The organism is Kocuria rhizosphaerae (assembly GCF_044462265.1).
Lineage (GTDB): Bacteria > Actinomycetota > Actinomycetes > Actinomycetales > Micrococcaceae > Kocuria > Kocuria rhizosphaerae.
Genome location: NZ_JBISWL010000065.1, coordinates 12,883 through 26,956 on the forward strand (window position 1 = coordinate 12,883; position 14,074 = coordinate 26,956).

15 protein-coding genes are annotated in these 14,074 nt (G+C 72.8%); 3 read left to right on the top strand and 12 right to left on the bottom strand.

Translation table 11 applies throughout. The features are described from left to right. Positions 1-197: 197 nt before the first annotated feature. From purM to ACH9EU_RS07175, 6 genes are read right to left on the bottom strand one after another with little or no spacing between them, the layout of a single operon-like run. Positions 198-1,355 carry a phosphoribosylformylglycinamidine cyclo-ligase gene (purM, locus tag ACH9EU_RS07150; RefSeq protein ID WP_396413249.1) on the bottom strand — a complete coding sequence of 386 codons (1,158 nt, stop codon included), beginning with the start codon at positions 1,353-1,355 and terminating at the stop codon, positions 198-200. Between the two features lies 1 nt (position 1,356). After that, positions 1,357-3,099, bottom strand: a complete 1,743-nt coding sequence (gene purF, locus ACH9EU_RS07155) for an amidophosphoribosyltransferase (RefSeq protein WP_396413250.1) — start codon at positions 3,097-3,099, stop codon at positions 1,357-1,359. A gap of 15 nt (positions 3,100-3,114) precedes the next feature. Continuing rightward, positions 3,115-3,540: a hypothetical protein gene (locus tag ACH9EU_RS07160; RefSeq protein ID WP_396413251.1), complete on the bottom strand. Its 426-nt coding sequence runs from the start codon at positions 3,538-3,540 to the stop codon at positions 3,115-3,117. Positions 3,541-3,550: 10 nt separating this feature from the next. After that, positions 3,551-3,916, bottom strand: coding sequence for a sterol carrier family protein (locus ACH9EU_RS07165; protein ID WP_396413252.1), 366 nt, complete (start codon positions 3,914-3,916; stop codon positions 3,551-3,553). Positions 3,917-3,919: 3 nt separating this feature from the next. Continuing rightward, the gene (locus ACH9EU_RS07170) at positions 3,920-4,951 is read right to left on the bottom strand and encodes an asparaginase (RefSeq protein ID WP_396413253.1); all 1,032 of its coding nucleotides are present in this window, start codon (positions 4,949-4,951) and stop codon (positions 3,920-3,922) included. A gap of 58 nt (positions 4,952-5,009) precedes the next feature. Beyond that, on the bottom strand, positions 5,010-5,240 hold the full coding sequence (locus tag ACH9EU_RS07175; RefSeq protein WP_396413254.1) for a hypothetical protein: 231 nt from the start codon (positions 5,238-5,240) through the stop codon (positions 5,010-5,012). A 159-nt stretch (positions 5,241-5,399) separates the two neighbouring features. Here ACH9EU_RS07175 and purD point away from each other — a divergent pair, with 159 nt between their 5' ends. After that, positions 5,400-6,716: a phosphoribosylamine--glycine ligase gene (gene purD / locus ACH9EU_RS07180; RefSeq protein WP_396413255.1), complete on the top strand. Its 1,317-nt coding sequence runs from the start codon at positions 5,400-5,402 to the stop codon at positions 6,714-6,716. Then, a complete protein-coding gene (locus ACH9EU_RS07185; RefSeq protein WP_396413256.1) occupies positions 6,713-7,693 on the top strand; it encodes a phosphoribosylaminoimidazolesuccinocarboxamide synthase in 981 nt (326 codons plus the stop codon). Before purD ends, ACH9EU_RS07185 begins: the two co-directional genes overlap by 4 nt. Here ACH9EU_RS07185 and ACH9EU_RS07190 read toward each other — a convergent pair. The 3 genes from ACH9EU_RS07190 to ACH9EU_RS07200 are packed head-to-tail and all read right to left on the bottom strand — an operon-like array spanning position 7,629 to position 9,491. After that, positions 7,629-8,072, bottom strand: coding sequence for an MGMT family protein (locus ACH9EU_RS07190; RefSeq protein WP_396413257.1), 444 nt, complete (start codon positions 8,070-8,072; stop codon positions 7,629-7,631). The genes ACH9EU_RS07185 and ACH9EU_RS07190 overlap by 65 nt on opposite strands. Beyond that, positions 8,069-9,307 carry a histidine kinase gene (locus tag ACH9EU_RS07195; RefSeq protein WP_396413258.1) on the bottom strand — a complete coding sequence of 413 codons (1,239 nt, stop codon included), beginning with the start codon at positions 9,305-9,307 and terminating at the stop codon, positions 8,069-8,071. The genes ACH9EU_RS07190 and ACH9EU_RS07195 overlap by 4 nt, the downstream gene beginning before the upstream one ends. 31 nt (positions 9,308-9,338) lie before the next feature. Continuing rightward, complete coding sequence (locus tag ACH9EU_RS07200) at positions 9,339-9,491, bottom strand: hypothetical protein (RefSeq protein ID WP_396413259.1); 153 nt, start codon at positions 9,489-9,491, stop codon at positions 9,339-9,341. A gap of 218 nt (positions 9,492-9,709) precedes the next feature. Here ACH9EU_RS07200 and ACH9EU_RS07205 point away from each other — a divergent pair, with 218 nt between their 5' ends. Beyond that, on the top strand, positions 9,710-10,384 hold the full coding sequence (locus tag ACH9EU_RS07205; protein ID WP_396413260.1) for a response regulator: 675 nt from the start codon (positions 9,710-9,712) through the stop codon (positions 10,382-10,384). A 62-nt stretch (positions 10,385-10,446) separates the two neighbouring features. Here the strand turns inward: ACH9EU_RS07205 and ACH9EU_RS07210 are convergent, their stop codons facing one another. From ACH9EU_RS07210 to ACH9EU_RS07220, 3 genes are all read right to left on the bottom strand, one after another. Continuing rightward, positions 10,447-10,731 (bottom strand): hypothetical protein, encoded by a 285-nt coding sequence (locus ACH9EU_RS07210; RefSeq protein ID WP_396413261.1) that lies wholly within the window; start codon positions 10,729-10,731, stop codon positions 10,447-10,449. 600 nt (positions 10,732-11,331) lie between these two features. Then, complete coding sequence (locus ACH9EU_RS07215; RefSeq protein ID WP_396413262.1) at positions 11,332-12,081, bottom strand: GntR family transcriptional regulator; 750 nt, start codon at positions 12,079-12,081, stop codon at positions 11,332-11,334. A gap of 74 nt (positions 12,082-12,155) precedes the next feature. Continuing rightward, the gene (locus tag ACH9EU_RS07220) at positions 12,156-13,955 is read right to left on the bottom strand and encodes an L-lactate permease (protein ID WP_396413263.1); all 1,800 of its coding nucleotides are present in this window, start codon (positions 13,953-13,955) and stop codon (positions 12,156-12,158) included. Positions 13,956-14,074 lie beyond the last annotated feature (119 nt).

A 14,074-nucleotide genomic window follows, 5' to 3' on the forward strand; every position in this document is an offset into this window, starting at 1 on the left:
CGTTGCCGGGAGGCTCCCACCCCCTGACGGGGCGCCTTCTGCACCCCGACGCGCCGACGAGGCGCCTTCAAACGCCGCGACATGGTGGTGGTAGCCGGAAGAGACTCCTCGGTGTGGGGGAGTGCTGGGGAGTGCCGGACGCGACTCCTCGGCGCGAGGGGCGGAGGAGTCGCGCCCGGCGCGGGGGGAGCCGGTGCTCAGCCCGCGTAGGCGTTGACCATGCGGACCGCGCCGCCGTCCACGCCCTTGGCGCCCTGCACCCAGTCGGGACCGCTGTGGTCGGCGTCCGGGTCGAGCTCGGCCACGGCGCCCATGACCCACGAGTTCACGCCGCGGGCGCACAGGTGCGCGACGGCGTCGTCGGCCACGGCCGGATCCACGATCGCGACCATGCCCACGCCGAGGTTGAGCGTCCGCTCGAGATCGGCCAGGGGGACGTGGCCGAGCTGACCGATGAGCTGGAAGATCACGGGCAGCTCCCAGGTGGCGCGGTCGACGGTCGCCTCGAGCCCCGCGGGCAGCACCCGGGCGAGGTTCGCGGCGAGGCCGCCGCCGGTCACGTGGCTGAATCCGCGCACCCCGTGCCCGGTCGTGCGGTCCGGCCCGTTGACGGGGAAGGCGGCCGCCAGGTCCAGGACGTCGGCGGCGTAGACGCGCGTGGGCTCGAGCAGCTCCTCGCCCAGCGTGCGGCCGAGCTCCGTGACCTGCCGGTCCAGGGACCAGCCGGCGACGTTGACGACCTTGCGCACCAGGGAGTAGCCGTTGGAGTGCAGCCCGGACGAGGCCATGCCGATGACCACGTCCCCGGAGCGCACGCGGTCCGGGCCGAGCAGCTCGTCGGCCTCGACGACACCGGTGGCCGCGCCGGCGACGTCGTACTCGTCCGGGCGCAGCAGACCCGGGTGCTCGGCGGTCTCCCCGCCGACGAGCGCCGTGCCGGCCTGCTCGCAGGCGGCCGCGATGCCGCGCACGATGTCCGCGATCCGCTCGGGCACCACGCGGCCGGTCGCGATGTAGTCGGTCATGTAGAGCGGCTTGGCGCCGACCACGACGATGTCGTCCACGACCATGCCCACGAGGTCCCAGCCGATGGTGTCGTGCACGTCGAGGGTCTGGGCGATCGCGACCTTCGTGCCGACCCCGTCGGTGGAGGTCGCCAGGTAGGGCTTGCGGTAGCGGGTGATCTCGGAGACGTCGTACAGCCCGGCGAAGCCGCCGACCCCGCCGACCACGTTGGCCGTGTGCGTGGCCTTCACCGCGCTCTTCATGAGCTCGACGGCGCGGTCGCCCGCCTCGACGTCCACGCCCGCGCTGGCGTAGGTGACGGAGCGGTTGGGGGTGGGCTGCTGGGCCATGTCAGGCGTCCTTCGCGGTCTCGGGCTGGTCTGCGGGCTGGGCGGGGCGGCGGTCCTCGGGCAGGAGCAGCTCCTCGAGATCGGAGTCCGGCCCGGGGTCGCACCCGGTGGAGGTCTCGTGGAAGCCGGGGTCCTCGTCCGAGATGCAGGAGAGCTCGGCCGGGTGGCGCACCCCGTCCGCGGCGGAGGGGTGGGTGTCGATGGACACGGCCGTGGCGTGCTCGGGCCGGCGCGGCACGGCCGGGCCGCCCCCGGACCGGCGCGGTGACGTGTCGACGGGCTTGCGGGCCTCGAAGACGTTCTTGCCCAGCTTGTCCGCGTCCGGGAGCCGGGTGGGGTAGGTCCCCGAGAAGCACGCGGTGCACAGCTCGTGCCGCTCCTGCGCGGTGGCGTCGATCATGCCGTCCTCGGAGATGTAGCCCAGGGAGTCCGCTCCCAGGGAGGCCCTGATCTCCTCGACGCCGAGCCCGTTGGCGATGAGCTCCGCGCGGGACGCGAAGTCGATCCCGTAGAAGCACGGCCACTTGATGGGCGGGGAGGAGATGCGCACGTGGATCTCCGCGGCGCCCGCCTCCCGCAGCATGCGCACCAGGGCGCGCTGGGTGTTGCCGCGCACGATCGAGTCGTCGATGACCACCAGGCGCTTGCCCGCGACCACCGACTTCAGCGGGTTGAGCTTGAGCCGGATGCCGAGCTGGCGGATGGTGTCCGAGGGCTGGATGAACGTCCGGCCCACGTAGGCGTTCTTCACGAGGCCGTTGCCGAAGGGGATGCCCGACTCCTCGGCGTAGCCGATCGCGGCGGGGGTCCCGGACTCCGGGGTCGGCATGACGAGGTCCGCCTCGACCCGGTGCTCACGGGCCAGCCGGCGTCCCATCTCGACCCTGGACTCGTAGACGGAGCGGCCGTTGATCGTGGTGTCCGGGCGGGCCAGGTAGACGTACTCGAACACGCACGCCGCCCGGCGCGTCTCGGCGAAGCGCTGGGAGCGTAGGCCGTGCTCGTCGATCGCCACGAACTCGCCGGGCTCGATCTCGCGGACCAGGGACGCGCCCACGATGTCGAGCGCGGCGGTCTCGGAGGCCACGACCCAGCCGCGGTCCAGCCGGCCGAGGACCAGCGGCCGGATGCCCTGCGGGTCCCGGGCCGCGTAGAGCGCGTGCTCGTCCATGAACGCCAGGCAGAACGAGCCCACGAGCTGCGGGAGCAACTGCATGGCCGCCTCCTCGAGCGAGCCGTGCGGGTGCTCGGCGAGCAGCGCCGTGACCAGGGCGGTGTCCGTGGTGTTGCCCTGGGCCATCTCGCCCTCGGACGGGAACCCGGACTTGTCCATGAGCCGCTCGAAGAGCTCGGCCGAGTTCGTGAGGTTGCCGTTGTGGGCGAGCGCGACCGTGCCGTGCGGGGTGGCGCCCAGCGTCGGCTGCGCGTTGGCCCAGTGGGACCCGCCCGTGGTCGAGTAGCGGCAGTGGCCCACGGCCAGGTGGCCGGTGAGGGTGTTCAGGGTGGCCTCGTCGAAGACCTGGGAGACCAGGCCCATGTCCTTGTACACGGCGATCCGCTCGCCGTCGCTCGTGGCGATGCCGGCCGACTCCTGGCCGCGGTGCTGCAGGGCGTAGAGGCCGTAGTAGGCCAGCTTGGCGACGTCCTCCCCGGGGGCCCACACGCCGAAGACGCCGCACGCGTCCTGGGGGCCCTTCTCACCGGGGAGCAGGTCGTGGCTGAGTTGTCCATCAGGGCGAACCACGTCGGTAGCCTTCTCTCACGCTCGGGGATCGGTGGGACGCGGGCCGTCCGCCGACCCGTCTGCAGGGGTGTCCTCGTCCACGACCTCGGTGGTGACGGGCCGCGCCCGGGACACGGAGATCCGGTCCAGCACCAGGGCCGTGACGGCGCCCGCGCCGAGGCCGAGGACGGTGAAGACCGAGACCATGAACAGGGTCACCGCGCCCTGGGTGAACTGGGCGTTGCCGGCGCCGGACAGGCCCACCAGCACGCCCACCAGGGCGCCGAGGAGGCCGCCGAGCACCACGAACGCCCAGACGTTGGGGGCCCTGCGCAGGGTCATCCGCTGGCTGCCGGACTCGGCCAGCGGCACGGCCGTCCGCTGCCGGCGGCCCGTGCCCGGGGACTTCCGCGGGGACTTCCGCGGGGACGGGCGTGCGGAGGGCGAGGGAGTGGAGCTCATGTCCTCCAGGCTACCGCCCGAAGAGGGGGAGGGCGTCCGCGAGGTCCGTCCGTGTGCCCGACGCCACGACGGCGCCCGAGGACACGGCCTCCGCCCAGGACGCCGTGCCCGTCACCAGGCCCAGCCAGGTGCCGGCGTCGGTCTCGACGACGTTGGGCGGGGTGCCGCGGCTGTGCCGGGGGCCGGCCACGCACTGGGTCACGCCGAAGGGCGGGACGCGCACCTCCACGCTGTTGCCGGGCAGCCGCTCGGCGAGCTCCTCGAGGGAGTACCGGACGGCGGTGGCCACGGTGCGGCGAGGGGTCCCCGCCGGGTCCGCGCGCCAGGCGCTCAGCGCCGTGGTCCCGTCCGCGGGGTCGACGCGGCGGCGGGCCACGGCCTAGTCCTGACCGAGGGCCCGGGAGGTCTCCGGGCCCAGCAGCTCCAGGAGCGGGTCCGCGAGGCGGATCCGGCCCGCGGGCTTCGTGCCGCCCATGACGGGGCGCACCACCCGGCCGATCACGGCCGCCGCCGCCGCGGCGGGAACCGCCCCGACCTGGGTCAGCAGGCTCAGTCCGACCAGCGCGTTGGCGCGGGAGCCGCCGTCGAGCACCTTCAGCGCCACGGACCAGCCGTCCCGGGTGCCGAGGGCCAGCACCCCCTCGGCGCCGAGCTTCGCCACGACGTCGAGCTCCTCCATGACCACGGTGTTGTACCTGCCCCGGCCGTGGACGAACTCGGGGTAGTCGAGCATGCACTGGGCGACCGTCGCGGCGCGCGCGTCGGCGGCCAGATTGCCGGCGGCGCGGCCCAGCGTGGAGTACGCGCGGGCGAGACCGGTCAGGGAGATCGCCGCGAGCGGGGCGCCGCACCCGTCGACGCCCACGTGGGCCACGGGCTCGCCGGCGAACTCCTCGACCGTCTCCAGCACCGTGCGCTGCATCGGGTGCCCGGGGTCGAGGTAGGAGTCCGTGGGCCAGTCGTTCTCGGTGCACGCCCACAGGAACGCGGCGTGCTTGCCCGAGCAGTTCATGCAGATCCGCTGCTTCCCGCGCCCGGCCCGCACGAGCTCCGTCCGGACCTCCTCGTCCTCGGGCCAGTCCGGCGGGCACTGCAGGGCCTCGTCGTCCAGGCCCGCGGCCTCGAGGATCGAGCTGACCGCGCCGAGCTGCTCGAAGGAGCCGATGTGGGACGCGGCGGCGACGGCTACCTGGGCCCCGCGCAGGGGCACGCCGGCCTTCATGGCGGCGATCGTCTGGAACGGCTTGAGCGTGGAGCGCGGGAAGACGGGGGCGGTGACGTCACCGAGCTCCACCGCGGTGCCGCCGTCCGGATCCAGGACCACGGCGGACCCGCGGTGCCGGGACTCGACGAAGCCGCTGCGCTCGACGACGGCGAGGTCCACGGCACGGTCCGAGGTGAAGGTCTGCATGCGGCCCAGTATGTCAGCCGGGCCCCGTGCTGGCTCGGGCAGGGCCGGGCGCCAGGGCTCAGTAGCCCGCGTCCGCCTCGGGGTCGGCCTCCGGGACCATGTCCTCGGTTCCGGTGGTGGCGTCGTCGCCCGTGCCGGTGGGCTCGGTGGTCGCGCCCTCCTCCACCGGGGCCGTGGTCTCCGCCGGTGCCTCCGGGCCCTCGGCAGTCTCGGTGTCGTCGCAGCCGGCGAGGACGAGAGCCAGAACGGCGGCGGCGGAGACCGGAAGTGTTCGTGTCCAGGTGCTCATGCTCCATGGTAGATGCTGTGAGGCACGTCACGATGGTGGATGTCGGAGCACGTCGCGACCCGGACCGTCCTGACCGGACGACCTCCCGGCCGGATTGCGCCGTCCCGGACACGCGTGACGATGTGTGAAGATCGCCCCGCGAGAACTAGCCTGGGGGGCGTGAAGGTTCTGGTACTGGGCCCCGGCGGCCGCGAACACGCAATCATCCGTGCCCTCCTGGCCGACCCCGAGGTGGCGCAGGTCCACTGCGCCCCGGGCAACGCCGGGATCGCCCAGCTCGTCCCGGTGCACGCCGTGGACGCCGGCGACCCGGCGGCGGTCACCGCTCTGGCGCGCGAGCTCGCGGTCGACCTCGTCGTCGTCGGCCCCGAGGCCCCGCTCGTGGCGGGCGTGGCCGACGTCCTGCGCGAGGCCGGGTTCCCCGTCTTCGGGCCCTCTCGGGCCGCCGCGCGGCTGGAGGGCTCCAAGGCCTTCGCGAAGGAGGTCATGGCCTCCGCGGGCGTGCCCACCGCCATGGCCCGCGTCGCGGTGACCGAGGAGGAGGCCGCCGACGCCCTGGACGCGTTCGGCGCCCCCTACGTCGTCAAGGACGACGGCCTGGCCGCGGGCAAGGGCGTGGTGGTCACCGAGGACCGCGAGGCGGCGCTGCGGCACGCGAACGCGTGCTTCGCCGCGGGCGGCACGGTCGTGGTCGAGGAGTTCCTGGACGGCCCGGAGGTCTCCCTCTTCGTGCTCACCGACGGCTCCCGCGTGGTCCCGCTGAGCCCCGCGCAGGACTTCAAGCGAGTCGGCGACGACGACGAGGGCCCCAACACCGGCGGGATGGGCGCCTACACGCCGCTCCCGTGGCTGCCGGAGGGCTTCGTCGACGACGTCGTGGAGCGCGTGGCCCGGCCCACGGTCGAGGAGATGCGCCGCCGGGGCACCCCGTTCGTGGGTGTGCTCTACTGCGGGCTCGCGGTGACCGGCCGCGGGCTGCGCGTCATCGAGTTCAACGCCCGCTTCGGCGACCCGGAGACCCAGGCCGTGCTGGCGCGGCTCACCACCCCGCTGGGCCGGCTCCTGCTCGACGCGGCGACCGGTCGCCTGGACGAGGCGGAGCGGCTGCGCTGGCGGCCCGAGTCGGCCGTCGCCGTCGTCGTCGCCGCGCCGCACTACCCCGAGAGCCCCCGCACGGGCGACCCGGTCGGCGGGCTGGAGGAGGCCGGTGCGCTCGAGGGCGTCCACGTGGTCCATGCCGGCACCGCCGTGGCCCGGGAGGGCGAGCACGCCGGCCGGATCGTCTCGGCCGGCGGGCGGGTGCTGGCCGTCGTGGCCCTCGGCGCCGATCTCGAGGACGCCCGGGGGCGGGCCTACCGCGGGGTCGAGCTCGTGGAGCTGGAGGGCTCCCAGCACCGCACCGACATCGCCCTCAAGGCGGCCCGGGGACTCATCCAGGTCCCCGGCGCCTCCCGTCCCCGGCAGGAGCAGGCATGAGCGAGCACGGCACCGCGACGACCCCGCCGGAGATCCCCGGGTGGACGCACATCTACTCTGGCAAGGTCCGCGAGCTCTACGTCCCCGACGAGTCGCGGCTGCGCGCCACCGGCGTCGCGATCCACGACGACGCCGAGTACCGCGCGGGCTCGGTGCTCGTGCTGGCCACGGACCGGATCAGCGCGTTCGACGAGATCCTGCCCACGGAGATCCCCGACAAGGGCAAGATCCTCACCCAGCTGTCCCTCTGGTGGTTCGAGCAGCTCGCCGAGGTGCCCAACCACGTGCTGACCACGGACGTGCACGAGTCCGTCCGGGGCCGCGCCATAGTGTGCAAGAACCTCTCGATGTTCCCGGTCGAGTGCATCGCCCGCGGGTACCTGACGGGCTCCGGGCTCAAGGACTACCGGGAGACCGGGGAGGTCTGCGGGATCGGTCTCCCGCCGGGCCTCGTGGACGGCTCCCGGCTCGCCGAGCCGATCTTCACGCCCACCGGCAAGGCCGACGTGGGGGAGCACGACCTGCCCATCACCTTCGAGGAGATGGCCCACGTCGTCGGCCACGCCGTGGCCGACCGCCTGCGCGAGCTCACCCTGCGGATCTACACCGCGGCCGAGGAGATCGCCCGGGACCGGGGGATCATCGTGGCGGACACCAAGGTGGAGTTCGGCCTGGACTCCTACCGCGGGGCGATCACGCTCGGGGACGAGGTGCTCACCCCCGACTCCTCGCGTTTCTGGGACGCCGCGACCTACGAGCCGGGCCGGGCGCAGCCCTCCTTCGACAAGCAGTACGTGCGGGACTGGCTGCGCTCCGACGAGTCCGGCTGGGACGGGAAGGGGCCCGTCCCCGAGCTGCCCGAGGAGGTCGTCGAGCGCACCCGCGCCCGCTACGTCGAAGCCTTCGAGCGGCTCACGGGCCGGACCTTCGACCCCGCGGGGAACTTCCTCGAGGTCGCCGGGCCCCCGGAGTACTGAGCGTCCCGGCGGCCCGGGCCCCCTGAGGGGATCCGCTCCCCCGGTCCGCGGGCGTCTCGGGGCTCCAGAGCGCGCGGTCCATGTCGACGCGCACGAGATGCCGGTCGTCGGCGCGCACGGGCGTGCCCTCGTCGCGGTAGTGCTCCCGTGCCGCGGCCTGGAGGTGGTCGGCGAGCGTTCCCCGCACGGTGACCACCCGCCACCACGGCAGGTCCCGTCCCGTGGGGTTGCGCGCCATGACGGAGCCGATCAGACGGGCCGAGCGGCACTCGGCCAGCTCCGCGACGTCCCCGTAGGTCAGCACCCGGCCGGGCGGGATGCCGGCGACGACCTCGGCGACGCGCCGCGCCAGGGCGTCGGGGGCCAGCGGGTCCGTCACAGGGCCTCGCCGTGCTCGACGGGCAGGTGCACGTCGAGGATCCACTGCCCGTCCCGGGGGCCGCTCTCGGCACGCCCGCCGAGCAGGGAGACGCGCTCGGCGATCCCCCGCAGACCGAGCCCGGAGGACAGCTCGGAGGACCGGCCGCCCGGGTGCCTCGCGGTCCCGTGGAAAGGGTTCATGACCAGCAGGCGCAGTTCGTGCTCGTCCGCCCGCAGCTCGATCCCGCACCGGGCCCCGCGCGGGGCGTACTTGATGATGTTGGTGACCGCCTCCTGCAGGATGCGGGCGGCCGTGCCACGGACGGTCATGGGCGTGGCCTCGAGGTCTCCGGTGATCACCACGTCGGGCTCGAAGCCCAGGTCCTGCAGGCTGGCCGCGAGGGACGTGACCACGTGCTCGAGGCTGCCGATGGCCAGACCGGCTCCGGTGACGTCGCGGGGCTGCTCGTCGTCGTCCTCGTTGCGCAGCAGCCGCAGCAGCACCCGCAGCTCGTGCAGGGCCGAGCGCGCGGCGCCCTCCACGGTCTCGAGGACCTGGTGCAGCTCCCCGACGTCCTCGGAGCGGCGCCGGCTCATCGTCTGCATCGTGATCAGGGTGAGCTCGTGCGCGACGACGTCGTGCAGGTCGCGCGCGAGCGCCTGCCGCTCGTCCTCCCGGAGCCGCTCGTTGAGGATCTCGAGGTCCCGCACCCGTTCCTCGTTGCGGCGGCGCTGCTCGCGGAAATAGCGGACGGCCGCGCCGGTCAGGGCTCCGGCCAGCGTGACCGCGCTCAGGCTCCAGAAGATGATCGAGGTGTCCTGGTGCGTGAGCGCGGCCAGGGCGATCCAGACGCCGTATCCGGCCAGGTGGACCACCACGAAGCGGCGCGTGGCCGTTGCCACCACCGTCATGGTGACGATGCAGCTGGTCAGCGCCGCCATGGGGTACTCGCCGATGTGCACCGAGTACGCCAGGCAGCCGATGGACGCCGCGGAGGCCCAGGTCGAGCGCGCGCTGAGCATGCCGATGGCGGCGTAGGCCAGGATGCTGTCGATGGCCTGGTCCATGTCGTCGGCCACTTCGGAACCCAGCAGCCAGTCCTGGAAGAGCACCCGGACGTCGTCGATCGCACCGACCACCGCGAACAGCAGGAGCACCGTGCGCAACCACCGGGCCAGCGGCTCGGCGTGGAAGAAGGGCGTCTTCCGGGTTGCGCGCGGTGCTCTCGCGGGGAGCTGGGTGTCGGGGGTCACTCCAAGAGATCTAGCACAGTGTCGTGCGGGACTAGCACCACCAGGGGAAGTAGTAGCAGATCGTTGCGCGGGGTCCCTGGGGGGCGAGGACGGTCAGGGCGTTGGCCGGGGCCACGGGCGCGACGATGAAGGACGCGGCGAGGGCTGCGGACGCGAGGGCGGTGGCGAACTTCTTCTTGTTCATGGCGGGGGGCTCCTGTGCGAGTCGCGGACAGCACGGGATCGGGGGGTGTGGCCGGTGCGGGGGAGAGATCCCAGCCACTGGGGGGGTATGCTGTCCTGCTGCACACAACTTTGCCAACGTTAAGGACAAAGGTCCACCAACCTTTGTCCAGAGCGTTCGTGACTTAAGTCGAATATGACGTGTTGCACTTAGGGGGACAAAGAAAAGACACTGGTCCGGTGACTGATTGCAGAGTGCTCGTGGTGGACGACCAGCCCCTCATGCTGGAGGCCCTCAAGTCCTTCTTCTCGGCCGAACCCGGTTTCGAGGTCATCGGGACGGCGGCCAACGGGCGGGAGGCCGTGGACCGGTGCCTCGCCCTGGATCCGGACGTGGTGCTGATGGACATGAAGATGCCCGTGATGGACGGCATCGAGGCCACCCGGGAGATCGCCGCGCGCAGCCCCCGGTCCAAGGTCCTGGCCCTCACGACGTTCTCGACGCTGGAGTTCGTGGTGCCCGCCCTGCGCGCCGGAGCCGCCGGCTATCTGGTCAAAGACGCACGTCCGGACGAGATCATCACGGCGGTGCACCAGGTGCTCGACAACGAGATCGCCCTGTCCCCGGCGATCGCCCGGGCACTGGCCGACAACGTCATCTCCGCCCCGGACCTGCAGCAGCGCCACGCCGACGACGGCCTGCGCTCGCTGCTGACCGACCGCGAGATGGAGACCGTGACCCTGCTGGCCCAGGGCCTGAGCAACCGGGAGATCGCCGAGCAGATGCACGTCTCCGAGGGCAGCGTGAAGGCCTATCTCGGCCGGGTGTGCGAGAAGTTCGGGGTCCGGGACCGCGTCCAGGCGCTGATCAAGGCCTATCAGAGCGGGCTCGTGGAGCCGCAGCTGCGGGACTGACGTCCGCGTCCACGGGCCCGGTGTCCCCACAACGGGGGGCACCGGGCCTGCGCGTCCGGAGGTCAGGAGCAGGTGTTCGGGGCGCCCTGGCTCTTCGCGGGGTTGGTCTCGCACGTGGAGTCGAGCTCCTGCGGTTCGGGGCTCGTGTTCGTGGTGTTGCCCTGGGTCTCGGCGGTGGTGGTCGTCCCGACGCCGGCCTGATTCTTGCCGGGGCCCTCGAAGGTCGTGCAGGTGACCGTGCCGCGCTCCTTCGTGCAGTCGTCGGGCAGGGGTGCGGCCACGGCGCCGGTGGCGGAGGCGCCCAGGAGCAGGGCGGACAGGGCGGTGGTTCCGATGAGCTTTCGCATGGTCTGACCCTTCGGTGCGGACCGGGCCCGAGGGCCCGGGATGCCTCGGCGCGCGGGGGGACACGCCGACCCGTCCCGGCGGGGGGCCCAGCCCGGGCCCGGCCGGAACCGGCGCTGTCAGGCTAAGCAGGCTTTTGTCCGGGAGGCAATGGCCGATCGTCCAGCCGGCCGCGTACCGGGCGGCCCTCGAGGCCCGGACGTATTTCCACGAGGAAATAGACGAAAGTGCATTCATCTGCATGGGGCGTCCAGGGCAGGATGGGTACTGCGAGCAGAGAAGATAAAGAGCTCGGTGGACGAGCGAGAGACATTCGCCCGGTACGCGGCCCATCCCCCCTGTGGCCCCGTCCCGGACGGACGGTTCACCGATCTGCTCACGGTAGGGGGCCGCCCCGGGATAGTCCCCCCTGGACCGGGATGCGGCCGCGCAAGGCCTGGATCACCTTGCACCCCCTCGGCCGATGGCCCCCTACCGTGCACCTCCCCGTGACGCGGACGAGAACGGCCCCACCGGCCTGCCGGTGGGGCCGTTCGACTTCGCCTTCTGCCGTCTTCCCGTTCTCCCGTCTTCCCGTTCTCCTGCCCGCGGCCGCGCGTGCGCTACCGGGCCGGGCTGAGGCCGAAGAACCAGGTGATGTGCTCCCGCAGCGCGGTGGCGGCGTCCTCGCCCCGGCGGTCCCGGAACGCCCGCAGGATCCCGTGGTGCTGCTCCTGGAGGGTCAGGCGCACCTGCGGCCAGTCCGCCAGGCCCGCGACGGTCTCCTGCACGTAGCCGATCGTGGCCAGGCGCAGGGAGGACATGATCGTCTCGACCACCACGTTGCCGGCGAGGGAGGCGAGCAGGATGTGGAACTGCGCGTCGTGGGCGTGGAAGAGCTCGTCGGGCAGGTCCGGGTCGTCCATGGCCGCCACGAGTGCGGCCGCGTGATCGAGGGTCTCGGCCCGCTCGGGCGTCTCCGGCGCGGCGGCCGCCTCGAGCGCGGACTGCGTCTCGAGCAGCAGGCGGGTCTGCACCAGGTCCCGGACGGGCAGGGACCGCGTGGCCACGTGCATCCGCAGCGCCCAGCCGAGCGCCGCGGAGGGGTCGGAGATGACGATCGCCCCGGCGTTCGGGCCCGACCCGGTGGCGGAGCGGACGAGGCCCATCGCGTCGAGGATGCGGATCGCCTCCCGGACCGAGGCCCGGGAGATGCCGAACTCCTCGGCCAGGTGGCGTTCCCCGGGCAGCTTGTCGCCCACCGAGATCTCGCCCGAGCGCAGGCGCTCCTCGAGCCAGTCGAGGACGACGGTGTACATGCGCGAGGCTGCGGGCACGGGAGGCTCCTGGGGGATGGGCGGGGTCCGGACCATTCTAGGGACGCGTCCGCGGTCCAGGGACACGTCCGGGCCCCGCGGGTGTCCCGCGGGGCCCGGACGCGTCGTCGTCAGGTGCCGGACCGCACCCGGCGCCGTTCGTCGGCCGGCACGTTCTGGCGCATCAGCCACCGGGCCAGCACGGCCAGCCCGGCGATCAGCACGGCCAGCATGACGGTGCCCAGGTTCAGACCCACGCCGTGGACGAAGAGGTAGGCGACCGCGCCGCCGGCGAGGCAGTAGTACGTGGTCACGATGACGGTCTTGCGCAGCAGGTCGCCCTCCCGGCCGAGCAGGCCCACGGTCGCGGAGGCCGCGACGATGTTGTGGATGGCGATCGGGTTGCCGCCGGCGCCGCCGACGGCCTGGGCGGCCACGACGAGTTCCGGACGGTCGAGGCCGATCGCGGCGCCGGTGGAGTACTGGAACTGGGAGAACGTCAGGTTGGAGATGGTGTTCGAGCCGGCCACGAAGGCGCCCAGGGCGCCGATCCAGGGCGCGATCACCGGCCAGGAGCCGCCCGAGATCGCGGCGGCCCCCTCGGCGAGGGTGACCGGCATGCTCGAGAGCCCGGAGTCGTTGAGCGCGGGGCCGGACTGGATGAGCACGCGCACCAGCGGGACCGCGAAGAGCAGCGCGGCGGCGGTGCCGGCGAGCTGACCCGCCGAGATCCTGATCGTCCGGGCGACCTCCCGGGCGTTCATCCGGTGCAGGAGGTAGGCGAAGGCCGAGGCGAGGATCAGTACGAACCCCGGCAGGTAGAACGGCTGGACGGTGGTGGTGATCTCGGTGCCCAGGATGTTCTCGAACGGGATCGCCAGGCCGGTCAGCCACTCCTTCAAGGGGGCGACCACCCGGGTGGCCACGAGCAGACCCGCCATCAGGGCGTAGGGGGCCCACGCCCGGACCACGCTCATGTGCGTGGACACGTCCGTGGCCTCGGCCGGCTCGATGGTGCCCATCCAGCGACCGGGCCAGGAGGCGCGAGGGCCGAACCGGAAGGTGTCCTGCGGCATGAGGAAGCCCTTGCTGGAGGTGAACATCACCAGCGCCATGCCGATGAGCCCGCCGAACATCGAGGGGAACTCGGGGCCGAGGAAGCGGGCCACCAGCACGTAGGGGACGGTCATGGCCAGGGAGGCGTAGACGGCGAAGGGCCAGACGGCGAGTCCGTCGCGGAAGCGCCGGTCGGGGCCGAAGAAGCCGGTGAGCAGGGTCACGAGGATCAGCGGGATGAGGATGCCCACCACGGCGTGGATGGCCGCGGTGTAGAAGCCGATCGAGTTGACGAACTCGGGCATGGTCAGCCCCAGCACGCTCACGCGCTCGGCGACCGCGGGGTCACCGCCCAGGCCGTTGGCGACGCCCACGAGAATGGGCGTCCCGACCGCGCCGAAGCTCACCGGGGTGGACTGGACGATCAGTCCCACCATGACGGCGGCCATGGCCGGGAAGCCCATGGCCAGCAGCAGCGGGGCCACGACCGCGGCGGTGGTGCCGAAGCCCGAGACGCCCTCGATGAAGGAGCCGAAGAGCCAGCCGATGATGATCGCCTGGATCCGCCGGTCGGCGGAGATGTTGTTGAAGCCGGCGCGGATCGTGGCCATGGCTCCGCCCACGGTCAGGGTGGAGAGCAGCAGCAGGGCGCCGAAGACGATGTAGAGCATGGTGACGGCCACGATGAGGCCCTCGATGGTGGCCGCCAGCACGCCCGCGAAGCTCATCCGCCACACGAGCAGCGCCACGGCCACGGTGACGAGGTAGCCCACCGGCATCGCGAACTTGGCCGGCCAGCGGAATCCGGCCAGGAGCACGCCCACCAGGAGCAGGGGCAGGAGAGCCAGCAGGCTCAGGACAGCGAGGTTGTCCACGGGAAGTTCCTTTCTGGGCCCGTCCCGGACGAGCGCGGGTGTGACGGGGCGGGCAGGGTCGAGTCGTGGGACCGGAGGGCCTCGGGGTCCGCACCGGCGGTCCGGCGGACCGCCGGTGT

Bases quoted from the DNA above. Each gene is read 5' to 3' on its own strand.
- ACH9EU_RS07185 (WP_396413256.1), top strand. From the start codon at position 6,713: ATGAGCGAGCACGGCACCGCGACGACCCCGCCGGAGATCCCCGGGTGG.
- ACH9EU_RS07215 (WP_396413262.1), bottom strand. From the start codon at position 12,081: ATGGTCCGGACCCCGCCCATCCCCCAGGAGCCTCCCGTGCCCGCAGCC.
- ACH9EU_RS07175 (WP_396413254.1), bottom strand. From the start codon at position 5,240: ATGAGCACCTGGACACGAACACTTCCGGTCTCCGCCGCCGCCGTTCTG.
- ACH9EU_RS07160 (WP_396413251.1), bottom strand. From the start codon at position 3,540: ATGAGCTCCACTCCCTCGCCCTCCGCACGCCCGTCCCCGCGGAAGTCC.
- ACH9EU_RS07210 (WP_396413261.1), bottom strand. From the start codon at position 10,731: ATGCGAAAGCTCATCGGAACCACCGCCCTGTCCGCCCTGCTCCTGGGC.
- purM (WP_396413249.1), bottom strand. From the start codon at position 1,355: ATGGCCCAGCAGCCCACCCCCAACCGCTCCGTCACCTACGCCAGCGCG.
- ACH9EU_RS07200 (WP_396413259.1), bottom strand. From the start codon at position 9,491: ATGAACAAGAAGAAGTTCGCCACCGCCCTCGCGTCCGCAGCCCTCGCC.
- ACH9EU_RS07170 (WP_396413253.1), bottom strand. From the start codon at position 4,951: ATGCAGACCTTCACCTCGGACCGTGCCGTGGACCTCGCCGTCGTCGAG.